The organism is uncultured Agrobacterium sp., from assembly GCF_913777885.1.
Lineage (GTDB): Bacteria > Pseudomonadota > Alphaproteobacteria > Rhizobiales > Rhizobiaceae > Agrobacterium.
In genome coordinates, this window is the sequence record NZ_CAJYTV010000018.1 from 295,752 (window position 1) to 320,318 (window position 24,567).

General features: G+C 56.9%; 22 protein-coding genes. 9 read left to right on the forward strand and 13 right to left on the reverse strand.

Annotated elements, in window-relative coordinates; genetic code table 11:
* Position 1: 1 nt before the first annotated feature.
* From QZ869_RS18205 to QZ869_RS18220, 4 genes are all read left to right on the forward strand, one after another.
* Positions 2-868, forward strand: a complete 867-nt coding sequence (locus QZ869_RS18205) for a carbohydrate ABC transporter permease (RefSeq protein WP_296017277.1) — start codon at positions 2-4, stop codon at positions 866-868.
* A gap of 14 nt (positions 869-882) precedes the next feature.
* The gene (locus tag QZ869_RS18210) at positions 883-1,698 is read left to right on the forward strand and encodes a carbohydrate ABC transporter permease (RefSeq protein WP_296034702.1); all 816 of its coding nucleotides are present in this window, start codon (positions 883-885) and stop codon (positions 1,696-1,698) included.
* A 15-nt stretch (positions 1,699-1,713) separates the two neighbouring features.
* Positions 1,714-1,995: a DUF2160 domain-containing protein gene (locus QZ869_RS18215; RefSeq protein WP_296034698.1), complete on the forward strand. Its 282-nt coding sequence runs from the start codon at positions 1,714-1,716 to the stop codon at positions 1,993-1,995.
* 80 nt (positions 1,996-2,075) lie between these two features.
* On the forward strand, positions 2,076-3,797 hold the full coding sequence (locus tag QZ869_RS18220; protein WP_296106391.1) for an ABC transporter substrate-binding protein: 1,722 nt from the start codon (positions 2,076-2,078) through the stop codon (positions 3,795-3,797).
* Between the two features lie 117 nt (positions 3,798-3,914).
* Here QZ869_RS18220 and QZ869_RS18225 read toward each other — a convergent pair whose 3' ends face one another.
* From QZ869_RS18225 to QZ869_RS18240, 4 genes are all read right to left on the reverse strand, one after another.
* Entirely contained in the window at positions 3,915-4,937 is a 1,023-nt protein-coding gene (locus QZ869_RS18225) for an LLM class flavin-dependent oxidoreductase (protein ID WP_296017284.1), read from the reverse strand.
* 91 nt (positions 4,938-5,028) lie between these two features.
* Positions 5,029-6,111, reverse strand: coding sequence for a glycine betaine/L-proline ABC transporter ATP-binding protein (locus tag QZ869_RS18230; RefSeq protein ID WP_296017285.1), 1,083 nt, complete (start codon positions 6,109-6,111; stop codon positions 5,029-5,031).
* Positions 6,104-6,991 (reverse strand): proline/glycine betaine ABC transporter permease, encoded by an 888-nt coding sequence (locus QZ869_RS18235; RefSeq protein WP_296034691.1) that lies wholly within the window; start codon positions 6,989-6,991, stop codon positions 6,104-6,106. Before QZ869_RS18235 ends, QZ869_RS18230 begins: the two co-directional genes overlap by 8 nt.
* A gap of 148 nt (positions 6,992-7,139) precedes the next feature.
* The gene (locus tag QZ869_RS18240) at positions 7,140-8,141 is read right to left on the reverse strand and encodes an ABC transporter substrate-binding protein (RefSeq protein ID WP_296106393.1); all 1,002 of its coding nucleotides are present in this window, start codon (positions 8,139-8,141) and stop codon (positions 7,140-7,142) included.
* Between the two features lie 417 nt (positions 8,142-8,558).
* On the opposite strand from QZ869_RS18240, the gene fba reads away from it, so the two are divergent.
* The 3 genes from fba (at position 8,559) to QZ869_RS18255 (ending at position 12,263) form a co-directional block, all read left to right on the forward strand.
* Positions 8,559-9,623 (forward strand): class II fructose-bisphosphate aldolase, encoded by a 1,065-nt coding sequence (gene fba, locus QZ869_RS18245; protein ID WP_296017292.1) that lies wholly within the window; start codon positions 8,559-8,561, stop codon positions 9,621-9,623.
* A 184-nt stretch (positions 9,624-9,807) separates the two neighbouring features.
* Complete coding sequence (locus QZ869_RS18250) at positions 9,808-10,467, forward strand: peroxiredoxin (protein WP_296017293.1); 660 nt, start codon at positions 9,808-9,810, stop codon at positions 10,465-10,467.
* 167 nt (positions 10,468-10,634) lie between these two features.
* Entirely contained in the window at positions 10,635-12,263 is a 1,629-nt protein-coding gene (locus tag QZ869_RS18255) for an ABC-F family ATP-binding cassette domain-containing protein (RefSeq protein WP_296106395.1), read from the forward strand.
* 76 nt (positions 12,264-12,339) lie between these two features.
* On the opposite strand, the gene QZ869_RS18260 is transcribed toward QZ869_RS18255, so the two are convergent.
* Entirely contained in the window at positions 12,340-12,573 is a 234-nt protein-coding gene (locus QZ869_RS18260; protein ID WP_296017296.1) for a DUF2171 domain-containing protein, read from the reverse strand.
* 236 nt (positions 12,574-12,809) lie between these two features.
* Here QZ869_RS18260 and QZ869_RS18265 point away from each other — a divergent pair, with 236 nt between their 5' ends.
* Both QZ869_RS18265 and QZ869_RS18270 read left to right on the forward strand, forming a co-directional pair.
* A complete protein-coding gene (locus tag QZ869_RS18265) occupies positions 12,810-14,489 on the forward strand; it encodes an FAD/NAD(P)-binding protein (protein WP_296106398.1) in 1,680 nt (559 codons plus the stop codon).
* Positions 14,490-14,509: 20 nt separating this feature from the next.
* On the forward strand, positions 14,510-15,250 hold the full coding sequence (locus QZ869_RS18270) for an MOSC N-terminal beta barrel domain-containing protein (protein WP_296106401.1): 741 nt from the start codon (positions 14,510-14,512) through the stop codon (positions 15,248-15,250).
* 20 nt (positions 15,251-15,270) lie between these two features.
* Here the strand turns inward: QZ869_RS18270 and QZ869_RS18275 are convergent, their stop codons facing one another.
* From QZ869_RS18275 to QZ869_RS18310, 8 genes are all read right to left on the reverse strand, one after another.
* A complete protein-coding gene (locus QZ869_RS18275; RefSeq protein ID WP_296106403.1) occupies positions 15,271-16,512 on the reverse strand; it encodes a glucoamylase family protein in 1,242 nt (413 codons plus the stop codon).
* Between the two features lie 86 nt (positions 16,513-16,598).
* Positions 16,599-17,663, reverse strand: a complete 1,065-nt coding sequence (locus QZ869_RS18280) for a lipocalin-like domain-containing protein (protein ID WP_296098278.1) — start codon at positions 17,661-17,663, stop codon at positions 16,599-16,601.
* Positions 17,653-20,061 carry an ABC transporter permease gene (locus QZ869_RS18285; protein ID WP_296106407.1) on the reverse strand — a complete coding sequence of 803 codons (2,409 nt, stop codon included), beginning with the start codon at positions 20,059-20,061 and terminating at the stop codon, positions 17,653-17,655. Before QZ869_RS18285 ends, QZ869_RS18280 begins: the two co-directional genes overlap by 11 nt.
* Positions 20,058-20,717, reverse strand: coding sequence for an ABC transporter ATP-binding protein (locus QZ869_RS18290; protein ID WP_296106408.1), 660 nt, complete (start codon positions 20,715-20,717; stop codon positions 20,058-20,060). The genes QZ869_RS18285 and QZ869_RS18290 overlap by 4 nt, the downstream gene beginning before the upstream one ends.
* Positions 20,718-20,764: 47 nt before the next feature.
* Complete coding sequence (locus tag QZ869_RS18295; protein WP_296106410.1) at positions 20,765-21,280, reverse strand: 2'-5' RNA ligase family protein; 516 nt, start codon at positions 21,278-21,280, stop codon at positions 20,765-20,767.
* A 1-nt stretch (position 21,281) separates the two neighbouring features.
* The gene (locus QZ869_RS18300) at positions 21,282-21,533 is read right to left on the reverse strand and encodes a DUF2188 domain-containing protein (protein WP_296041218.1); all 252 of its coding nucleotides are present in this window, start codon (positions 21,531-21,533) and stop codon (positions 21,282-21,284) included.
* An 81-nt stretch (positions 21,534-21,614) separates the two neighbouring features.
* Positions 21,615-22,508: a DMT family transporter gene (locus QZ869_RS18305; protein ID WP_296106412.1), complete on the reverse strand. Its 894-nt coding sequence runs from the start codon at positions 22,506-22,508 to the stop codon at positions 21,615-21,617.
* 243 nt (positions 22,509-22,751) lie between these two features.
* Entirely contained in the window at positions 22,752-24,500 is a 1,749-nt protein-coding gene (locus tag QZ869_RS18310) for a chemotaxis protein (protein ID WP_296106415.1), read from the reverse strand.
* Positions 24,501-24,567: the final 67 nt, after the last annotated feature.

Below are 24,567 nucleotides of genomic sequence, written 5' to 3' on the forward strand. Positions count from 1 at the left end.
CATGGACAAGACAGTCAACAACAAGGCCTGGTTCCTCGTCATTCCGGTTTTGGTGCTCGTCGCCTTTTCAGCCGTCATCCCGCTGATGACGGTCGTCAACTACTCGGTGCAGGATACGTTCGGCAATAACGAGTTCTTCTGGGCGGGCACCGACTGGTTCGTGCAGATGCTGCATTCTCCTCGCTTCTGGGATGCGCTCATCCGCAACCTGATTTTCTCGCTTGTCATTCTGGCCATTGAAATTCCGCTTGGAATCCTGATTGCGCTGAACATGCCGAAAAAGGGGTTAGGCGTTCCGGTCTGCCTCGTGCTGATGGCGCTGCCGCTCCTCATCCCATGGAACGTCGTCGGCACCATCTGGCAGGTTTTCGGCCGCGTCGATATCGGCTTCCTTGGCCATTACCTCTCGATGCTCGGCATCGACTATAACTATACGCAGGATCCGGTGGATGCCTGGGCGACCGTCATCGTTATGGACGTGTGGCACTGGACAAGCCTTGTCGTGCTGCTCTGCTATGCCGGTCTTGTCTCTATTCCGGATGCCTATTATCAGGCCGCCCGCATCGATGGCGCCTCGCGTTGGTCCGTCTTCCGCTTCATTCAACTGCCGAAGATGAAGCGCGTGTTGCTGATCGCCGTGCTGCTACGCTTCATGGACAGTTTCATGATCTACACCGAACCGTTTGTCGTCACCGGCGGCGGTCCCGGCAACTCCACGACATTCCTCTCGATCGACCTCGTGAAGATGGCTGTCGGTCAGTTCGATCTGGGTCCTGCTGCGGCAATGTCGATCATCTACTTCCTGATCATCCTGGCACTGTCCTGGATCTTCTACACCGTCATGACCAACAGCGACGCGGATGCGTGAGAAAGGAGACCAATATGAGCAATTCCACCATGAGCCGGTTTTCCTTTTTGATACCGACGATCTACATCATCTTCCTCCTGCTGCCGATCTACTGGCTAGTGAATATGAGTTTCAAGGAGAATGCCGAAATCCTCGGTGCCTTCTCGCTCTGGCCGCAAAACCCGACGCTGCGTAACTACACGATCATCTTTACCGACCCGTCCTGGTATAACGGTTACATCAACTCGATCATCTATGTGGCGCTGAACACCGTCATCTCGGTCGCAGCGGCCCTGCCAGCGGCCTATGCCTTCTCCCGCTATCGGTTCCTGGGCGACAAGCATCTGTTCTTTTGGCTGCTCACCAACCGCATGGCACCCCCGGCCGTCTTCGCTCTGCCTTTCTTCCAGCTTTATTCCGCCTTCGGTCTGATCGACACGCATATCGCAGTCGCAATCGCCCACTGCCTGTTCAACGTGCCGCTGGCGGTGTGGATTTTGGAAGGCTTCATGTCCGGCGTTCCGAAGGAAATCGACGAGACCGCCTATATCGACGGATACTCTTTCCCGCGCTTTTTCGTGAAGATCTTCATGCCTCTGATCGCGAGCGGCATCGGCGTAGCGGCCTTCTTCTGCTTCATGTTCTCATGGGTCGAGCTACTGCTCGCCAGAACCCTGACCACGACGGCGGCAAAGCCGATTGCCGCGACCATGACACGCACAGTTTCTGCTTCGGGGATGGATTGGGGTGTTCTGGCGGCTGCTGGCGTGCTGACGATCATCCCCGGAGCGCTCGTCATCTATTTTGTCCGAAACTACATCGCCAAGGGCTTTGCCCTCGGCCGCGTCTGAGAAAGGAGATCTCACATGAATTTTTCCTGGATGGCCTGGACGCTGCCGACAGCCCTGTTTTTTCTGACGATCCTTATGCTGCTGATCGGCATGGCGGTGTGGGAATATTTTTCACCCGGCGGCAATCCGCGCGTCGGCATTCTTCGCTTCGAGACGACGCGCGGGGACAGGCTCTTCGTCTCGCTGCTCGGCTCTGCGTTCATCAACCTCGCTTGGCTCGGCTTTGTCGGCCCAAGCCTCTGGTGGGCGCTCGCTCTTTCGGTTGTCTATGCGATCGGGGTGTTCCGCTTCGTATAGCTGCCGACAACATACCGGGGCGGAGGACGACCCGGCACTTCTCTACATGACGCAATCGCAAAACCTTGGGAGGACCTCTTATGCGAATGCATCTTCTTACCACCACGGCAGCAGTGCTGCTGGCAATCACCGGCGTGGCTCACGCCGGCATGAATGAAGCCAAAGCCTTTCTGGACAAAGAAGTCGGCGACCTTTCTTCCCTTTCCCGTGCGGACCAGGAAAAGGAAATGCAATGGTTTATCGACGCTGCAAAGCCATTTGCAGGCATGGACATCAAGGTCGTCTCCGAAACGCTGACGACGCATGAATATGAATCCAAGGTGCTGGCCAAGGCCTTCTCGGACATCACCGGCATCAAGATCACCCACGACCTGATCGGCGAAGGCGACGTCGTCGAAAAGCTGCAGACGCAAATGCAGTCCGGCGAAAATATCTACGATGCTTTCGTTAACGACAGCGACCTGATCGGTACCCACTGGCGCTACCAGCAGGTGCGCAACCTGACCGACTGGATGGCTAGCGAAGGCAAGGACGTCACCAATCCTGGTCTCGATCTTCCCGACTTCATCGGCACGAAATTCACCACCGCTCCGGACGGCAAGCTCTACCAGTTGCCGGACCAGCAGTTCGCCAACCTCTACTGGTTCCGCTACGACTGGTTCAACGACGCCAAGAACAAGGCCGATTTCAAGGCCAAGTACGGTTACGATCTCGGCGTTCCGGTCAACTGGTCGGCCTATGAGGATATCGCCGAGTTCTTCACCGGTCGCGATATCGACGGCAAGAAGGTCTACGGCCATATGGATTATGGCAAGAAGGACCCGTCGCTTGGCTGGCGCTTCACCGACGCCTGGTTGTCGATGGCCGGCAACGGCGACAAGGGTCTGCCAAACGGTCTGCCGGTCGATGAATGGGGTATCAAGGTCAACGAAAAGTCCCAGCCGGTCGGCTCCTGCGTTGCGCGCGGTGGTGACACCAATGGCCCTGCTTCCGTCTATGCCATCCAGAAATACCTCGACTGGCTGAAGGCTTACGCACCTCCGGCAGCGCAGGGCATGAACTTCTCCGAATCCGGTCCGGTACCGGCGCAGGGTGAAGTCGCTCAGCAGATCTTCTGGTACACCGCTTTCACCGCGGATGCGGTCAAGAAGGGTCTGCCGGTCGTCAACGAGGACGGCACGCCGAAGTGGCGTATGGCCCCCTCCCCGCATGGTGTTTACTGGAAAGACGGCATGAAGCTCGGCTATCAGGACGTGGGTTCCTGGACGCTGATGAAGTCCACCCCGACGGACCGCGCCAAAGCCGCCTGGCTCTACGCGCAGTTCGTCACCTCCAAGACGGTGGATGTGAAGAAGGCGCATGTCGGCCTCACGCTCATCCGTGAATCGACGATCAACCACGAGAGCTTCACCAAGCGCGCCAAGGATCTCGGCGGTCTGATCGAATTCTACCGCTCGCCTGCCCGCGTTCAGTGGTCGCCGACTGGTACCAACGTTCCTGACTATCCGAAGCTGGCTCAGTTGTGGTGGCAGGCGGTGGGTGACGCCTCCTCCGGGGCGAAGACCGCACAGGAAGCCATGGATTCGCTTTGCGCCGAACAGGAAAAGGTCATGGCACGCCTGGAACGCGCAGGCGTTCAGGGAGACAAGGGACCGAAGCTCGCGGAAGAGCACGATCTCGAATACTGGCACAAGGACGCAGTCGCCAAGGGCAATCTGGCACCGCAGCTGAAGGTCGACAACGAGAAGGAAAAGCCGGTTACCGTTAACTACGACGAACTGGTGAAGAGCTGGCAGAAGTAAGTCTACTCATCTGATAAGAGAAAGCCGGGGCGATATTCGCTCCGGCTTTTTTAATATTGCATCCAGAGAGTTAGAGCGTCTTTTCTGATCCTAATCGCAGACGACGCTGTAATATCGTCAGCGCCAGCCGAGTTCCGGCGCAACATATTTCAAGATCGCCTCCAGCGCATGGACGTTATAGTCGACGCCAAGCTGGTTCGGGATCGTCAAGAGCAAGGTATCGGCTTCCGCCACCGCCTCATCCTTTGCGAGTTCCTTGACGAGCACATCCGGCTCGGCCGCATAAGAGCGACCGAAGATCGCACGCGTATTGGCGTCGATGTAACCGATGCTGTCGCTTTCCTTCGAACCTCGGCCGAAATAGGCGCGGTCGCGATCGTCAACGAGTGCGAAAATGCTGCGGCTAACCGATACGCGTGGCGTCCGTTCATGACCCGCTTCCTTCCATGCATCGCGATAGGCCCGGATCTGCGCCGCCTGCTGAACGTGGAAGGGTTCGCCTGTCTCATCATCCTTCAGTGTCGAGCTTTGCAAATTCATGCCAAGCTTTGCCGCCCACTGGGCCGTGGCGTTGGAGCCTGCACCCCACCATAGGCGTTCGCGCAAGCCTTCCGAATGTGGCTCCAGCCGCAAAGGGCCAGGAGGATTGGGGAACATCGGCTGCGGATTTGGTTCGGCAAAGCCTTGGCCTTTGAGAACCTCTAGCAATATCTCGGTGTTGCGACGGCCCATGTCGGCGTCGCTTTCCCCATCAGCCGGACGATAACCAAAATAGCGCCAACCGTCGATCACCTGTTCGGGCGATCCTCGGCTTAGGCCCAATTGCAGACGTCCGTTCGATATCAGATCGGCAGAGCCGGCATCTTCCGCCATGTAAAGCGGGTTCTCGTAGCGCATGTCGATGACGGCCGTGCCGATCTCGATCGACTTGGTGCGCGCGCCGACTGCCGCGAGCAGAGGAAAAGGCGAAGCGAGCTGGCGAGCAAAGTGATGCACGCGGAAATATGCACCATCGACGCCGATTTCCTCGGCGGCGACGGAAAGGTCGATGGATTGTTGCAAAACGTCCTTGGCGGTGCGTGCCTGCGAATGCGGTCCGGGGCTCCAATGGCCGAAGGACAGAAAACCGATCTTCTTCATGAGATAAAACCTGCTGGCTTAATGACTGTGGTTGTCCCACATATAGTGAGCCGCCAGCAGGATGTACCGAAGCGATTAGTGAACAGTCCGTTCAGGCCTGTGCACGAACGACATTATCTCCATGGGAGTGCTCTGCGGAGCCAGGTGCATTGACCATGGCACCTGCCAGTTGACGGAAGGTCACGATGCCGAGCGGCTCGGCCTGTTTGCCAACCACTGTCGCAACCTCATGTCCGCCAATGGCAAGCAGACGCATGGCTTCCTCAATGCTTGTGCCAGCAGGAACGGGCGGCGCATCAGCAACGACAGTGCTGCGGACCGGCGTCATGACGGCTTCGACATTGACGACGCGACCGCGGTTCACTTCCTTAACGAAGCTTTCAATGTAAGCGTCGGCCGGACGAAGCACGATATCCTGCCTGTCACCCTGCTGGATAACCTCGCCATCGCGCAGGATGGCGATCTGGTCGCCTAGCCGCAGCGCCTCATCCAGATCATGCGTGATGAAGACAATGGTTTTCTTGATCTCGCTCTGAATATCGAGAAGCACGGTCTGCATGTCCGTGCGGATCAGCGGATCGAGCGCCGAGTAGGCCTCATCCATTAGCAGCACGGGCGCGTCGTTTGAGAGAGCCCGCGCAAGACCGACGCGCTGCTGCATGCCACCCGAAAGCTGGTTGGGGTAGCGCTGCTCAAAGCCCTTCAGACCAACGCGCTCCAGCCAGCGCATCGCCGTATCGATGCTCTTGTCACGCGCAACGCCTTGCACTTCGAGCCCGTAGATCGTGTTGTCCAGCACGTTGCGATGCGGCAGAAGTGCGAACTTCTGGAACACCATAGCGGTCTGGTGGCGACGAAACTCGCGAAGTTCAGTCGCTGACATCTTCACGACATCCACGCCATCCACCAGCACCTCTCCGGCGGTCGGGTCGATCAGCCGGTTGATGTGGCGGATCAGCGTAGATTTGCCGGAGCCGGACAGCCCCATGATGACCTGAATGCAGCCCGACGGAATGGTGATGTTGATATCGCGAAGCCCGAGCACATGGCCATACTTTTCGTTCAACTCTTGCTTCGTCAGACCGTTGCGCACGGCCTCCACATGGGACGCAGGGTTGGAACCGAAAATCTTGTAGAGATTGCGGATTTCAATACCGCCGAAATCATCAGCCATGGGCGACCTCCTGGTGCTTCTGGAGCCGCTTGCCATAGGCCTGGCTAATTCGGTCGAAGATGATGGCAATGCCGACAATGGCTAGACCGTTGAAGATGCCGAGCGTGAAATACTGGTTGGCGATGGCTTTCAGCACCGGCTGTCCCAGTCCCTGTACACCAATCATCGAGGCAACCACCACCATGGCAAGTGCCATCATGATCGTCTGGTTTATACCGGCCATGATCGTCGGCAAGGCAAGCGGCAACTGTACCTTGAAGAGCTTCTGCCAACCGGACGATCCAAAGGCATCAGCTGCCTCCAGCACGTCCTTGTCAACCAGTCGGATGCCGAGATCGGTCAGGCGGATCATCGGCGGGATGGCGTAGATAACGACGGCGATCAGGCCTGGTACCTTGCCGATGCCAAGCAGCATGACGACAGGGATCAGATAAACGAAGCTTGGCATCGTCTGCATCACGTCCAGCACGGGATTGACGATCCGCTGGAAGCGGTCGGACCGCGACATGGCGATACCGAGCGGTAGGCCAATAGCGATGGAAAGCACCGTACAGACGAAGATCATCGAGATCGTCCGCATCGTGTCGGTCCACATGTCGAAGTAACCGATGAGGAGAAGCGTGATCAGACAGCCGAAAACGATCTTGAGGCTGCGGCTGGCGAACCAGGCGATTGCCATAATGATCAGGATGATGATCGGCCACGGTGTCTGTGTCATGAAGCGTTCGGCCGAGATCAGAAAATGCTGAAGCGGCGAAAAGAACGTTTCGATCGTGCCGCCCCATTCTCGGGTAAAGCCGCGGAAGCCGTCGTCGATCACCTTCTTGAGGTTCCGAAGAGCCTCATCATTCATATGCGGAAATGTGTAAAACCAATCCATAGTCATCCCCTGTGAGCGTTACCCCTTCGGGGAACGGTCGAACAGTGACGTATCGTCACCCACGGCGTTGACACGCGGCAGATGGGCGCCGCATGTCATTTCGCGTGCCGCGCGTTCTTGAAGAGAACGGCGTGGCGAGGGGGAGTGGTTAGAGAGACGCCTTGATCTTCTCGGCCGCTTCTGGCGACACCCAGGTCGTCCAGACATCGGCGTTTTCCTTGAGGAAGTGCTTTGCACCGTCTTCGCCAGTGGCCTGGTTATCTGTCATCCAAGCCATCAACTTGTTGACGGTGGCGTTGTCCCAGGACCGCTTGTTGAGATAGGCCATCACATCAGGGCCGGCCTTTTCGGAAAATGGCTTGGCGACGAGCGTCACGACCTGATCGACCGGCCATGCATTCGGCTTTGGGTCGGGGCAATCGGCAACCGTGTTGCAGCGCTTCCATTCCGCTGGATCGTTCGTAACGTCCTGCGTCAACTTCACCATTTCATACTTGCCGAGGATTGCGGTCGGCGCCCAGTAATAGCCGACCCAGGGCTGCTTGCGCTCGTAAGCCTTGGCAATCGAGCCGTCGAGACCGGCAGCAGAACCACTGTCGACCAAGGTGAAGCCAGCCTTCTCGCCGCCATAGGCCTTGAAAAGCTGCGCGGTGACGACTGTGCCGCCCCAGCCCTGCGGACCGTTGACGACGGCACCCTTGCTTGGATCTTCAGGAGCAGGGAACAATTTCGGGTTCTTGAAGACGTCGGCGAAAGTCTTGATTTCAGGATGGGCGTCGGCGAAATACTTCGGTATCCACCAGCTCTGGACGCCGCCGTCCTTCAGGGCCTTGGCAGCAATAACAAGCTTGCCTTCATCGACGCCGCGTTTCACGACATCGGGAAGCAGATCCACCCAAGCTTCCGGCGCGATATCCGGCTGACCCTTTTCAGCCATCGAGGTGATGGTCGGAACAGTATCGCCCACCGTGATGTCAGCGGTGCAGCCATAGCCTTCGTTCAAGATGATCTTATCGATGTTGGAAAGCACTTCGGCACTCTGCCAGTTCATGCTGGCGATGGTCGGGCTACCGCAATCGGCAGCATTGGCGGCAGCAGCGCCGCCCAGCAGTCCGAATAGGAGACAGGTCGATGCAAGCAGTTTGTTCATATCTGTTATGTTCCCTTTGTTGGCGGCATCTACGAAAGCGCAGGTGCGCCGCTGGCACCAGGCTCAGTTCTTGTCTTTTGCAAGCTTGAATGGATGATGGCGTGAAGACCGCAAACAGCCTGCGCAGAAAGCGACGGGTTTTCGCCCAACTACGACAGGTTAATTTCTTTTGAATAGTTCATTGAAGTTTCCGATTCGGTTCTCGCAGTGGTTGAAATCAGCGCGTAAAATGCCGCTTTGACAAGCCGTCCAAAAAAAAGATTCGAACCAAATCGTTTGAAAAACTCGTGCCTTCAAAAAGTGCTTGGCGAGTTATCCCCTTCAAGACAAGAGTGTTTCCCGTGATGAAAAATCGGTCACACACTCGGTTCAAATGGTCCCGCACCTGACGGTGACCTTCAATTAAGGGGAGAAACCTTGGCTCGAATTACGCTCCGCCAACTGCTCGATCATGCAGCTGAACACGATTATGGCGTGCCCGCCTTCAACATCAACAATATGGAACAGGCACTGGCCATCATGGATGCAGCCAGCGAAACCAATTCGCCGGTCATCATGCAGGCTTCGCGCGGCGCTCGTGCCTATGCGCATGACATCATGCTCAAGCACATGATGGACGCCGTGGTGGAAATCTATCCCGACATCCCCGTCTGCGTGCACCTCGACCACGGCAACGAGCCTGCCAACTGTATGACGGCCATCCAGGCTGGCTTCACTTCGGTCATGATGGACGGCTCGCTGAAGGCTGATGGCAAGACGCCGGGCGATTGGGATTACAATGTCGGTGTGACGCGCCAGGTCACCAACATGGCGCATTACGGCGGCATCTCGGTCGAAGGCGAACTCGGAGTTCTCGGTTCTCTCGAAACCGGTATGGGCGAGGCTGAAGACGGACATGGCGCGGAGGGCGTTCTGTCGCACGACCAGCTTCTGACCGATCCGGACGAAGCTGTAAAATTCGTTCGCGAGACCAAGGTGGACGCGCTGGCCGTCGCCATGGGCACCAGCCACGGTGCATACAAGTTCACGCGCAAGCCTGACGGCAGCGTTCTGGCAATGAACGTCATCGAGGAAATCCATCGCAAGCTGCCGAACACGCATCTCGTGATGCACGGTTCCTCGACTGTTCCGCAGGATCTGCAGGACATTATCAATGCCTATGGTGGCGCGATCAAGCCTACGTTCGGCGTTCCGATCGAAGAAATCCAGCGCGGCATCAAGAACGGCGTTCGCAAGATCAATATCGACACCGATTGCCGCATGGCGATCACCGGCCAGATCCGTAAGGTCCTCGTCGAAGAGCCTGCTGAATTCGATCTGCGCAAATATCTGAAGCCAGCGCGAGAAGCGATGACCAAGCTCTGCAAGGAACGTTTCGAACTGTTCAATACCGCAGGTCAGGCAGCCAAGATCAAGCCGATCGCCTTGCGCGATATGGCAAAGCGTTACGCCTCAGGCTCGCTCGATCCGGTCATTTCGTAACCTCAACTATTGCATGATGGCCGAACAAGCCGTTCGGCCATCATGTTGCCTGAGGATAAATTTTGCGCTGACACTCCAAATTCAGACTCATTTTCCTTTGAAGCTTCCCCGCAAGCACAAATCTGCGGCGACATGTGGCTGGTTTCACGGCACTATTCCGTCAGCATGTGAATGGGAGCAGACAATGACATTGCGCATCAACCAGACCGCACCGGACTTTACCGCTGACACGACCCAAGGCCAGATCAGCTTTCATGACTGGATCGGCGATAGCTGGGCCGTTCTCTTCTCTCACCCTAAGAATTTCACGCCTGTCTGCACCACCGAACTCGGCGCGATGGCAGGCCTCGACGAGGAATTCAAAAAGCGCAACGTCAAGGTCATCGGCATTTCTGTTGATCCGGTAGAGAGCCATGCGCAATGGAAGCAGGACATTAAGACCGCGACGGGCTTTAATGTTGAGTATCCGTTGATCGGGGACAAGGAACTCAAGGTCGCCAAGCTTTACGACATGCTTCCTGACGATGCCGGCGACAGTTCCGAAGGCCGCACGCCTGCCGACAACGCGACCGTGCGCTCCGTCTACGTGATCGGCCCGGACAAGAAGATCAAGCTGATCCTCACGTACCCGATGACGACTGGCCGCAACTTCGATGAAATCCTGCGTACCATCGACTCCATTCAGTTGACGGCGAAGCATCAGGTCGCGACGCCCGCCAACTGGAAGCAGGGCGACGACGTCATCATCACCGCCGCAGTGTCCAACGAAGACGCAGTGAAGCGTTTCGGTTCCTTCGATACGGTTTTGCCCTACTTGCGCAAGACCAAGCAGCCACAGGCATAAACCGGCCTCCCAAGGCGAAAGACCAAAAAGCGATCCTTACGGGGTCGCTTTTTGCTTTACACCACTGCTTTGCTGCCCTTCCTGCCCTTCCCGACCATTCAGCGGATGACACCGGCGGCGCGCCATGGCATAGGGGCGCAACGTTTTGACAGTTTGGTCCGCTCCCCATGATCCGCATTGAAAATATCAGCAAGTCCGCCAGCCATCGCATTCTCTATATCGAGGCATCTGCCGCCCTTAATCGCGGCGAAAAGGTCGGTCTGGTGGGGCCTAACGGCGCTGGCAAGACGACGTTGTTTCGTATGATCACCGGCGAGGAACTGCCAGACGAGGGACAGGTCGCTGCCGAGAAGAATATCACGATCGGCTATTTCAACCAGGATGTCGGCGAAATGGCAGGCCGCAGCGCGGTCGCGGAAGCGATGGAAGGTGCCGGCCCTGTCAGCGTGATCGCAGCCGAACTGCGCGAACTGGAGTCGCGCATGGTCGACCCCGATCAACTGGACCAGATGGACGAAATCATCGAACGTTATGGCGAAGTTCAGGCCCGCTATGAGGAGTTGGATGGTTACTCGCTGGAGGGCCGCGCTCGCGAAGTGCTGGCGGGGCTGAGCTTCAGCCAGGAAATGATGGACGGCGACGTTGGCAAGCTTTCGGGCGGCTGGAAGATGCGCGTGGCCCTTGCTCGTATCCTCTTGATGCGACCTGACGTGATGCTTCTCGATGAACCGAGCAACCACCTCGACATCGAAAGCCTGATCTGGCTTGAGAATTTCCTGAAGACCTATGAAGGCGCATTGTTGATGACGTCTCACGACCGTGAGTTCATGAACCGCATCGTCAACAAGATCATCGAGATCGATGGCGGCTCACTGACAACCTACTCCGGCGACTACGGTTTTTACGAGCAACAGCGGGCGCAGAACGAAAAGCAGCAGCAGGCGCAATTCGAACGCCAGCAGGCAATGCTTGCCAAGGAGTTGAAATTCATCGAACGCTTCAAGGCACGCGCATCGCATGCCGCCCAGGTGCAGAGCCGGGTGAAGAAACTAGACAAGATCGAGCGCGTCGAACCGCCACGCCGCCGCCAGACCGTGGCCTTCGAATTCCTTCCTGCTCCTCGCTCCGGCGAAGATGTTGTTTCCCTAAAGAAGGTCAAGAAAGCGTATGGCAGTCGCACGATCTACGACGGCCTGGACTTCATGATCCGTCGCAAGGAACGCTGGTGCCTGATGGGTGTGAACGGCGCGGGTAAATCGACCCTGCTGAAGCTTGTGACCGGCAGTACAGAACCGGATCATGGCAGCGTCACGATTGGCGCCAGCGTCAAGCTCGGCTATTTCGCCCAGCATTCCATGGATCTTCTTGATGGAGACGCCACCATTCTTCAATGGCTGGAACAACGTTTCCCCAAAGCTGGTCAGGCCCCGCTTCGCGCGCTCAGCGGTTGCTTCGGCTTCACAGGTGACGATGTGGAAAAGAAATGCCGTGTCCTGTCAGGTGGCGAGAAGGCGCGGCTCGTGATGGCCGCCATGCTGTTCGATCCGCCGAATTTCCTCGTTCTGGACGAGCCTACCAACCATCTTGATCTCGACACCAAGGAGATGCTGATCAAGGCGCTTTCGGAATATGAGGGCACGATGCTGTTTGTCTCGCACGACCGCCACTTCCTTGGCGCTCTCTCCAATCGTGTTCTCGAATTGACGCCCGATGGTATCCACCAATATGACGGCGGATATACCGAATATGTCGAGAGGACCGGAGTGGAAGCCCCCGGCCTGGAACGCGCCGCCTAAAAAGCCGTCGTCCGAGATGATAGGCAAAAAAAATGCGGCTCAATAGCCGCATTTTTTCACGCACAGGGCTGGTTGCTCAGTTGAGCGTTTCCCAGTTCTCACGCACGTCGGAAGCCGACTTGCTGAGATGCACATGGGAATCGACGTGATCGACCCAGTCCAGCGGGATCAGGTGGTGCTTGCCGTCGTCGGCATCGTTTTTCGTCAGCTTGATGCGGCTCTGACCTTCGAGGTGATCGACGGTTCCCACGTGGCTGCCATCGGCTGCCTTGACTTCCATATGCTCGCGAATGTTGTCTGCAGAGATCATTGGATATTTCCTCCTGTCGGTATTCGTTGACGCTCAGAAAATGAGCCGGGCGCTATTTCGTTCCGACAAAAATCCACTGTTCGGCTCTTCCGAACCTCCCCCTGCGCGTCCAAGAAGCAGTCCAGCACGATACAAACAACGTCCGTTACCGGACGCTCCGAAAGATCGACGGAACAACTTACTGATCCTGTTCTTTAACATGATCGGCATCACCATTTTGAATCGGCGAAACTTACGTGAAGAACAGAATCTGTATCATCGGATCGGGTCCGACCGGCATTTACACGCTGAAGAACCTGATCGCGTCACCTACGCCTCTCGATATTACCATCTACGAAGCCGAGAGCGAGGCGGGCAAAGGGACTCCCTATCTGCCAAGCATCAACGATCCGGTAATGCTCTGCAACATTCCCAGCATCGAAATTCCTTTCATCGGTCAGACTTTGATGGACTGGCTGGCGAAGCAGCCGGATGACTATCTCCAGCGCTTCGGCATCGTCAAAAGTGAAATAGACGAGCGGCAGTTCTACCCCCGCGTTGTCTTGGGCGATTATTTACATACGCAGTTCCGGTTCCTCTTGACGGTAGCAAAGGAAAAGGGACACGCCGTGCTGGTAAAACCCGCCCACCGCGTCACCGATATCGTCGTCGGTGAGACGGCCATACAGGTAAAGACCGGGCAAGGAGAGGATCTCGGCAGTTCGTTCAGCTATGTCGTGATCGCTACCGGGCATGACTGGCCCGAGACGACCGAAACAAAGCCAGGTTACTTCGTCTCGCCTTGGCCCGCTTCAGCCTTGGAAGGCATACCCAGCGGCTCGCTTGGAATTCTCGGAACGTCTCTTAGCGCTATCGATGCGCTGATGACGGTATCGACAGCACACGGCTCGTTCTTATACGATGAAGCGGGCGCCCTGATCTACAAGCCTGCAGCCGGTTCAGGTGACTTCCACGCCACGATGATGTCGCGAAAAGGGCTTTTGCCGGAAGCCGATTTTTATTTCCCAATCCCCTACGAGACGCCCACAATCTGCACGGAAGAAGCGGTGGATGCATTGATCGCGAAGGGTTCCAGCGGTCTTCTCGACGCGACTTTTACGCTTTTTAGCCAGGAGCTCGCGCTTCGCGATCCGGAATATGCCATGAAGATTGGCTTGTCGGATCTCGATGCAGACAGTTTTGCCGAGGCCTATTATGCCCAGCGATCCGGCATCGATGCCTTCGCCTGGGCCGCACGCAATCTGGCAGAAGCACAAAGCAATATGATCCAGAAGGTTACCGTGCCGTGGCGCAACGCCATCATGATCACCCACGAGATCATTGCCAGGATTGTCCCGCATCTCGACTTGAACGATTTCCGACGTTTCGGAAAATCCTTCAAAAGCATCTTCATCGACGAATATGCGACTGTTCCCCACCTTTCCATCCAGCGCCTTCTGGCGCTTCACAATGCGGGAGTCCTATCGATTCAGAAGCTTGGAAACGACTACGAGATCGAAACGGCGCCGGGCAAAAGGGGGGCGACGGTCAAAACAGAATCCGAGAGACTAGAATTCGATACCTTTATCGATGCGACAGGCCAGAGCGCTCATTCTGCCAAGGATATTCCTTTTCCAAGCCTGGTGAATGCAAATGTCGTGCGCGAGGCACCCACCCTGCGGGAGTTGAGCATACTTCCCGAGGATCACGTGGGCGAAGTCGAGTATCTTGGCGGCATCGATGTCGATGAGGATTACCGCGTCATTTCGGGAGGCGCCCTTCAAACCGCACTTTATTGCGCCGCCATACCTTATCTGTTGCACAAACACCCTTTTATCCAGGGTATTACCAGCGCAGCGGAGATCGGTGAGGCCGTAGCAGCGTCCATCATCGCGGATATGGCAAGAGCCGACTTTCATGAGCGTCTTACGGCGTAATCATCGTCGGAATGTCCCATATGAATAAAGTCGGCCGCATTCAGGAACTTTGGCGCTACCCGGTCAGCTCAACCGGGGGCGAAATGTGCAATGCACTTTCAATTGACGAACGCGGCCTTGAAGGCGATCGACGCTTCGGCCTTTTCGAGACGGAAACTGGCGCTATCGCCACGCCGGAGAAAGATCCGCGCTGGCGCCCGGCACTCTTACTCTGCAGCCGCGTTGGGGAGACTGGTGAAACACTGATCCGCTTCCCAGACGACCAGGAACTCTCCATCGAAGACCGTCATATTGTCGAGCGCCTGTCGGCCTATTTCGGGTTTGGCGTATCGCTCGGCAAGTATCCAGATGTGGCCGAAGAGATATCGCCGAGGCTCCCTGTCATCGGGAGAGCGTATAAGGCGAGCCCTTTGCATCTTCTCAGCTCTTCGTCTGTGAGGCAGATCGAGGGCAGACTGGTTACGCAGGAGGCAGATCGCCGGCGCTTCAGGCCATCACTTCTTCTCGATACAGCTCTGACCGACGATTTTCCGGAAGACGGTTGGATTGGCGCAATCCTCCATATCGGTAGCGTCCGCGCCATCGTCATCGAGAGAACCAAGCGCTGTGGCGTGACGCTGATCCCTCAGCCTGATCTACCCGAGCAACCAGAGGTTCTACGAACGATCCTGCGGACAAATCACCGCTGCCTAGGCGTCTATTGCGACGTGATCGATCCCGGCATTCTACAGGTCGGAATGGACGTGTTTATCGAAGACTGAGATCGAGCACGATGTGACTTTTACGCTGCTTGCTCGAAACCAAGCCTGTCCAGCCCGCGCTGCACCTCCGGCGCCTGCATGAACAATCGCCAGAGAAGGCCAGTGCGATGATTCTCCATCATTGCGACGATAGGGCCCTGATTTGTGGCCAGATGCGTTCGTGCCGCCCAGCCGGTGACACGCGAAAATGCGTCGATGAATCCGAACTTGCCGATCAGGGCGCCAGACTGGTGGGAGGCAAAGCTATTCAGCGCGTCTTCCGCTTCATCCGGCAGATAAGCAAAACTGGAAAGGGCGGCGGTCGGAGCGATGACACCGCCATCCACCGTCGGCGAGAAGGCACGATATCCTTTCGGGCCGTCACAAGCACTCATGCCCCACGGCGCCTCGCTGCCGAACTGTGCCTTGCAGTAATCATGATTGATCCGAGCATGCGCGATCACCTGTTGGCGATAATCGCAATATCGATCGCGAAGCTCGAAAGGATTGAGCCCACAGAAGGAATATTGCGACAGGAAAAGTGGTCCGCCGAATGGCTCCCCCAACGGCAGCACCGTCCCAAGATAACTATTGCCATTGACCATTTCGCCGCTACGCGCCCATCCGTCATGGTAGCTCTCCGGCTTGATCGCATGTTTTTCCGATCCCGCCGCGAGGACGTACGTCACCAGTGCTTCGTTCCAACCGGTAATCGGAACATTGCGTGCCCAGTGGTGGTTCGGGCTCCAGTGCCAGTAGAGTGGCCCGGGCTTTCTGCGCGTGAACCATGACCATTCCACGCCCTGAACGAACCGTTCAGCCAAGGCTCTAAAATCCACTTCCGCTGCAATGTCAGTCGCAAAATACTCCCTTGCGCAGATCAGACCCTGGAGAAACAGTGTGGTTTCCACCAGATCGGCCCCATCGTCTCTGCGGCCGAAAGGCAGAATCTCAAGCGTTTGCGCATGAATGAAATGGGGCAACGCACCGTGAAAACGCTCGACCGAAGACAGCGACCGGACCATGAGCGAGGCCCGCTCAAGGGCTTGTTCTCTACTGATCCAGCCCTGTTCGGCACCGACGAGGACAGCCATGAGGCCAAAGCCAACGCCCGATATCGACACAATATCGTTGATCGGCTTTCCCTCAGCCGTCAACCTGTCGAAGGGCAAGCCCGTCGTCTGATGCGCGCCCGAGCAGAAATAGTCGAACGTTGCTCGATGGATATTGCTGTAAAGACCGGTGGCCGAAAAGAGCTTGGTCGCGGGGTTATCTGCTTTCAATCATTTTCAGTTGTCGCCATCGCGACAACCGCCCCTGCCACATCAATCATCTGTTGGCGTCAACATATGGCTCTTGGCGGTCATGTTCAATAGCCGGTCATTTCCAGGTAGCCCACACCGCCGCTACTGCCCGTAAAGGAAATCGGACCCTCCCAGTAGGGCGTGGAAACAGCCATCCACGACTGGTCATTAAGGGGACGTGTTGTAATGTCGAGACCTTTAACGGGAATTCTCACCCGCCATTCGACGGGAATATTCCGACCGTTGACCTTTGCCATACGCAATGGCTCCAGAACGACGTCCTGCGAGGCAAGCGGCGTGGTCTGGCCGTCAGCAGAAATCCAGTTGGCGGAGGTGTAGCCGCCCTTTGTGTCCCGCAGCCGAAACGCCATAACCTTGTCGCCATTTGCAAGGTGGAGCGAGAACCAGTCCCACCCCATCTGATCGGATGCGAGGGGCTGGGACGACCATTCCCTGTCGAGCCACGCGCGCCCGTTAACCTTCACGGATTTTCCATTCAGCACAACGCTGCCTGTGACGTGATAGAAAGGCTGCGAGTAGTAATAGCTGGCCTGTCCCGCCAGCGATTTGATCGAAAAACCCTGGTCACCCTGTAAAGCGAGAGGCCCTTCGGCGTCCAGTTTCAGTTGATAGGAAAAATCCGCGCCATTTGCATTGAGGGTCAGATCGTCCAGTGTGTCTTCAGAGACTGCGGGTTCCCCCCTCATCTGCCAGTCGTCGATCCAGGCATCGAACGGCATGGCAGTAACGCCCGCTTGACCGACGCCTCCACGCGCAAAACGCTCGGCGACGACATGAGTTTCGCGCGTGGTGATGGCAGCATGTCCAATCCATATTTGCGGACTGGACCAGCCTTGTGTGTCGTTGGGTGCCAGCGCTGACCGAAAGAGTGTCCATTGCGCACCGAGGGCTTGACCATCCTCCGTCGTCAGATTGGCGGTGACGTACCACCATTCAATGCGATAATCCGCATGAGCGCCGTGATCCTTGGGAAATGTTAGTGCGACACCACGCTGTGGAATAGCGAAGCCTTGAGCCTCCGAACCGAGACCGGCAAAGCCTTGCGCAGCCACCGGCTGCCAAAGCGCAAGGCCCAGAGAAAGCGTATATAGGAACAGTTTAACGCTCATTGGCAAACACCCTCAGAAGATCGGCTGGATCGATTGAAGCTAGCCGACGAACGGGCAGCAACACCGATAGAAGCGCCGCCACGAGCGCGATGGCACCAAGACGCAACCAATCCAGCGGGAAGATCATCATGGGAAGTTTCCAGCCGAATGCTTCGACATTGACAACGGAAAGCAGCACCCAAGCCAGCGCAAGCCCGACCGGAATGGCGGCAACGAAAGTGATGCACCACAGGGCGAGCGTTCGCCACACCTCGAAATACGCAAGGTCACGCCGTCTGATCCCCATCGCCCAGATCGGTGCCAATTGAGAGAGCCTTGCGCCGGAAAGCGTCAGAAGGTTGGCGAACATGGCAAAGCCTGCCACACCCAGTGTCAAAATATTGAGGGCGCCCGTCACGGTGAAGGTCTGTTCGAATATGTCGAGCGACTGGCGTTTGATGGCCGCCTGATCGAGGATATTGCCTTCCGGTAAGCCGAGCTCGTCGACCATTTTTCTCTTGAGTCCCTGAGCCAAAGAGGGATCGACACGTACTCCGTATCTCAGCCGGGACGCTTGCGGGTAATGCTGTGTCAGGGCATCTGCGCCGACCATGATCTGACCGCGAGGATTGCCGTAGTCGGAATACACCCCGACAATCCTGAGCGTCCAGCCATCGGCAAGACGCAACGGCTCTCCCAGCGCTAAATGATCTCGGCGCCAAAGCTGTTCGTTGATCAGTGCCCCGTCGCCTCTGCTGACCGCGTCCCAAGCATCAGGCTCCTGCGACAATAACGGCCAGTGATCACGATAGGTTGAGTGGTCCGCAACCCCTGAGATCTGCACCAGCTCGCCGTTGACTTCGCCTTCCGTGCCAAAGATCGGCAGGGTGGCATCGGCGTGCTGCGGCAACCATGCCCTCAGTCGAGCGGCTTCGTTATCGTCTCGAGCGGTGACGTAAAGCTCCGCAACCAGACGCTGGTCTAGCCATCCTATGAAGGTCATTCTGAAGCTCGACACCATGGTGCCAACACCAATATTGGCCGAAAGTGCTAAGAGAAGCGCCATGAGAGCGAGCGACAGGCCCGGCAGTTGCAGACGCGTGTCTGCCCAAAACCAGACCGTCAGCGCGGTCTTCGATTTATTCTGAGCCAATGTCAGCGCCTTCGACAGGAAGGCTGGCAAGAGCAAGGCAGCACCCAGTAGTAACGCACCGAGCACCGTAAAACCGGCGACCAAGCCCGCCCCCCACCAAGCGACAAATATGGCGACGAGGAGAAGGAGAGCGCCAGCCAAGGCCTGGATGCGCAGAGAACGCGCGGATGACAACCCCCATGCTTGCGGTTGTGAAGAGGCCAGAAGCGGCAAATTGCGCACACGCCAAAGGCTCTGCGCGGAGGAAAGCAGTGTTCCCGCAAGCGCCATGGCCATTCCCGCCGCCCACCACTCCGGGCGGAACTGAAGGCTTCCGGGTACAGCAGCGCCATAAAGGCCACGCAGGGTGGACGAGACGCCTGGCAGCAGTGCCGATGCGATGACATAGCCAAAGCCAACGCCGATCATGCCGGAGAGCAGAGCAAGAGCAAGGATTTCCAACAGCAACAGTGCCGTCAGCATCTGCAAGGAAACACCGAGCCCACGAATGGTGCGAAAGCTCGCCCGCCGTTGTTCGAAGGAGAGACCTGTCGCCGAATAAACGATGAAGAGACCAACGATAAAGGCCAGAAAACCGAAGGCGGTGAGGTTCAGGTGAAAGCTGTCCGTCAGGCGTGCCATATCCGCCCGGTCTTCCATTGGCTGGATGTGAAGCTCTGGCGCAACGCTTGTCACATCCGCGATGTCTAGACGCTGGGTCTCAGCCACCATGATGCGGCTCAATCGCCCGTCTCGGCGCAGCAGCCGGTCGGCAAGCCCAATGTCGACAAAGCCGGTATCGTCCGGCACATCCGGCGAAATTCTTATTGGTATCCGTGTCTGGCCTTCGAGCCGGGCTGCCGTCGCTGGCGAAACCATCAACAGGCCTTTACCGCCCATGAAGTCCACCAGATCGGATGAACTCGAAATTCTGACCGGTCCGTTTCCGCCGGACATGCTCAGAGGATCGATACCGATCAATCTGATCCGAGCGGTATTGAACCGATAATCGCCTTCGATGACCGGCGAGACATTCCATCCGGCCCGCCGCAATGCCGCGAAGCTTTCGGGAGCGATAAGCCCGCCATTCTTTGCAACGAGACGAGCGAGGCTACTTTGTTCGATGATCGACGCGGAGCGGGCATAGCTCGCCCGCGCTTCCGCATTGATCGCTTGGACACCGGACCAGAGCGCTGTCGCAAGGCCGATACCGAGCACCAATGTCACGAACTGAAGCGGCCTGTGCCGCCAATGCGAGAGCAGCGCATGAAACACCACCCACATCATGCGGCGATCTTTCCGCCGCGCAACATCACCCGCCGGTCCAGCTTCTCGGCCATCCGGCTCGAATGAGTGACAAGCAACAGCGCAGAGCCGGCGCTTCGGCTGAGCGATATCATCAGATCGAGGACGATTTCGCTGGTCGCCTCATCGAGGTTGCCCGTTGGCTCATCGGCGAGAACCAGGGCCGGTCGCGCTGCCAGCGTCCGAGCGATCGCAACACGCTGCTGTTGACCGCCGGACAATTGCTCTGGGTAACGGTTGAGTAGAGTGCCGATCCCCAAAGTCTCGGCCAGTTCACGCTCCCATGTCGCATCGTGACGCCCCGCGAGCTTTGCGTGAAACGCAATATTATCTGCAACATCGAGGGAGGGAATGAGGTTGAACTGCTGGAATACGAGACCGACCACCTCACGTCGGTAATGCGCCCGTCCAGCTTCGTCCAACGCGGTGATATCCCGACCGTCTACGACGATAGAGCCACCATTTGCCCGATCAAGCCCACCCGACAGATGCAGCAGTGTGCTTTTGCCGCTGCCCGATTCTCCGGTCAATGCGACGCTCTCGCCAGCATCGACCGAGAGGTCGATCCCCTTCAATACCGCGACTGACCCTTCTACCGTTCGGTAGGATTTACTGACATTGGAGAGGGTTAGAAGCATGTCTGGATGGATCTCTGTGATGGTTGCTCTGTTTCAGCCCGTACGGGCTATGTGTTTTGGCCAAAAGAGAGAAACGCGCGATGCTCCCATGGTCCACCAAGATAGTCCCATAGGTCAATTCCAAGAATGGTTATCTCACGCGGCTGAAAATGAGTACGGAGATCATCATACAGCCTGTCCGCCGACGCCTTCTCCACCTTATTCTGGACGGTGATGTGCGGCTTGAACTTCTGCCGATCCTGCGGCCCCGGCCATGAGCCAAACGATTTGAAGAGGTCCGCACGCAGGTTTTTCAGTTCCGGACTGTCAATATCGAAAGCAACGCCGCCGCCCAGGTGTCTTAGACCGGATATGGACGCAACGAATGGATCACGCTGCGCCATGACCTCGTCGGCTGCCGTCAAAATATCGCAGAATACTCTGCCCGGAAGATGATGGAACATCGTGATGTGGGCATCGAGGAAGTTTCGGTGGGGCGGGAAATGCTCCCGCCTCAGCAGGTCGAAATAGTCCATATCATCCGATGAGGCGTGCGCCGTAACGATGATGGGTGGCAAGGACATGTTACCGGTCTGCGGTATCGTCTACGACATCGGTTTCTGGCCTGTCTCCACCACTGACATGCTGCGACTGCCAACGCCCATCAGCCAACTGATACGCGATTTCCACTTCTTCTCCGCCGATCTGCTGTCGGCGCGCTGCATCCTTCGCTGCCTCCAAGGCCGTGTCATGGTCGGGAAAGGTTTCTGACCAGACATCGTCAACCCGGTATGCGAAGCCGCCATCATGTTCGTCGACGTGATAAGTTACTGCCATGTGAGTCTCCTTTTGCAGGCTTCCTCAAACGTTGCGGCGACACAGATGTTCCCGCGTCCTCGATACCTTCGACGGGTCGGCTTAAGGACCACGTTCTTTTGGCAATCTCACTGCCCGCCGCTCCCACCCGACGAGGACGAGGCTGGCGGTCACGATGATGGCGGCGCCGATGAAGACATTGATGGCCGGGATCTCAGACCAGATGAGATAGCCATAAAGGAACGCCCAGATGAGGCCAGTATACTCGACGGACGCGAGAGACGAGGCCTCCGCATGCCTGAACCCTTCGTAGAGAAGGAACTGACCAAGCGTGGAGACAAGGCCGACACCGATCATCAGAGCCCATCCTTGGCTATCAGGGCTCTTCCACAACCATGGCAACGACAGGGCGCAGGCAATACCGAAGAGTGCGCTTGTCGAATACATCTGCGTCAGCGTGGTTTCCGTTTTGCTGACAATACGTACGATAATCGTGCTCCACGCCCAGCAGAAGCCAGCCACAATGCACAGAAGCGAGGGAAGCCAATTGGGTGAATGGGTAGGATTGGCGGCGATGAGAACCCCGATAAATCCGAAGGCACATGCGATCCAGCGACCGAAGCCGACATTCTCCTTGAGAACGAAAATGGAGAGGACGACGACCATGATGGGTGCCGAGAAATACAGCGTCGTCAATTCCGCCAGACCGAGATAAAGCGACGAGCTGTAAAACAGCATCCACGCGATCAGCATCAGAGTAGCGCGCAGGACGAGCGTTCCCCGATATTTGCTTTTCAGAATAGATGGGTGACGGTAGAAATAAGCCAGCGTCCCGGTAATGGCGACAATCACGGCACTACGGATGAACAAAATTTGCGGAACGTAATAGGTTTCCACAAGGTACTTCACCACAGCGTCCTGCATGGCAAAGCAGGCATAGCCCATAGCAGCCAGACTAATGCCAAAGAGCGGCCTGGCTTCTAAAGAATGTGTCATGCTTCTCACCGATATTGCGAACACTGACTCGCTCACGACAGCTTTGCCACCGGAGATACCGAGCGTGATACCAAACGCGTTCTCCCTTAGGAACGCAACCACGGGATGGATCGAACATCCCGCTCCGTTTTGCAAGGCCTAAAACGTGTCGTCGTGGCAAAGCCACCGCACGGGCTTTGTGCGACATGCTTCGAATGCCCCGTGACCGGCTTTCCCATCAATTCGAAACAGTCCCTGCAGCAATCAGAACAGTGCGTCAGCGAAAAGATCGTCGTCATCGGCTTGAGCCGACGCGGCTGCAGGTGCGGATGCCTGGCTCGACGAGTTGTTTGCCGGAAGATAGCGGACGTGAATCTCGCGCTCATTCGCCATCGTATAGAGCTTGTAGACGCGCGAGGCGAACCCCTCGATCTTGTCGGCAAAGCCGGACACGTCTGCCTGGAAGCCTTCAGAAAGCTGGGCTGCAATATTGCAGCAATCGTTGAACGTCGCACCGAGTTCGCTTTCGAAATCGAGGTTGACGACGGCTGCACTGATGCGGGTGAAGACCGCCTGCCCCTCTTCCGCCAGAGCCTGCGTTCCTTGCTCCATACGGGATTTTGCGTTCTGGATCGACTCCAACGCTTCGTTCAAGGGTGCGCTGAAATTTTTGGAAAGGCCCTGCCCCTGCTCAACCAGGGCCTGCGTTGCGACCTCAACGCCGCGCAACTCTTCGACAATCGCATCTGCGGGCGTCTCGAGCTTACCGGCAAAGATACGCATTTCGCCGCTAACGACGTTGACGGAACGGCCAGCCTCGCCAAGCTTTGAGCAGCGCAGGTTCGAATTCAACGCCATGTAATGGATATCAATCTTGATCGAGCGCAGAACCTCGATCCCCCGCAGCAGTTCCTTGGCGCTCTCGGCAACCGAGGAGACGACGCTGTCCGCCTCGCCGCTGCTTCCCTGAACTCGTTCCGCCAGTTTGCAGGCTTCGACAATATCCTTTTCCATCAGTGAAAGGACATTTTTATCCCCATTCGAGCTGCGATCGACCAGCTCGTCGCGAAGCGAGAGAATGCGAGCCGCATCATCGGTGAAGCTGGAAATACTGTTGAAAATCTTGGCACAATCGCGCTGGAAGTCTGCGGCCGTTTCATCCATCTGCGCGCTAATGAGCTGAAGGACGGCCTCGCGCAGCACAGCCTGTTCATCGTGATCGAGGGCTTCGCCTTCCGGTGAGGCAACGAACTCGTTGAGAAGCTGAAGCGTGCTCTGGATATGCTCGATGCGCTGTCGGGTGATGTCGCCGATCTGCAGGTTGGACAGTGTGGAGGCAATCTTGCCCTGCACGCCCTGAGCAATCTTTTTGACCTGCCCCGCTATTTCGGCCATTTCCCGATGCTGCTCAACGATACGAGCGGAATTCTCGTTCAGGCCCTTGATGATGGAGGGAATGGTCGATCCGAAGTCACTCAGAGTTTTCGACGAAAATATCCGGGCGTCCGTCAGCTGAAGGCGCATTGCCTCTAGATTGGCGCCGAAACGACTGACTTCGTCGGCGCCTGACTGGATGCGTTCGCGAATTTCATCCGCGAAACCGGAAAACTCCGCAAGGCCAGCACCCGCAATTTTGACCGTAACCGCAAAGGTCTTGAGATAGCGAATGGTCTCGTGAATATCTTCGATGTGGCCACGGGTAGAAACACACATGGTTGACAACTGCTCGAAGCCGGCTTTCCGATCGCTCTCGATTTCGGGCAAATGCGCCAGATCCTTGATCGTCCTGCGCAGACCAGCCACCGTATCCTCGGTCGTTCCCTGATCGAGCGTCCCCGTGATCCCGTCGAGAATACCGATAAGATCGTTGAGCATCTCCATGACGGAAACGAGCACCGCACCGCCATCAAGAAATCGCTTCTCTATGCGTGCATGCGCAGCCGTGAGTTTGCTATTGAACTCAATCTGGCGATCCGTATCGTAAGCCCTGTTCGCTTTGAGCATCGCGTTCATCGTCGTTTCCCGATCTCTTGTTATGCTTTCACGCTAAACGGGAATAATGAAACGACCGGTAAATGCG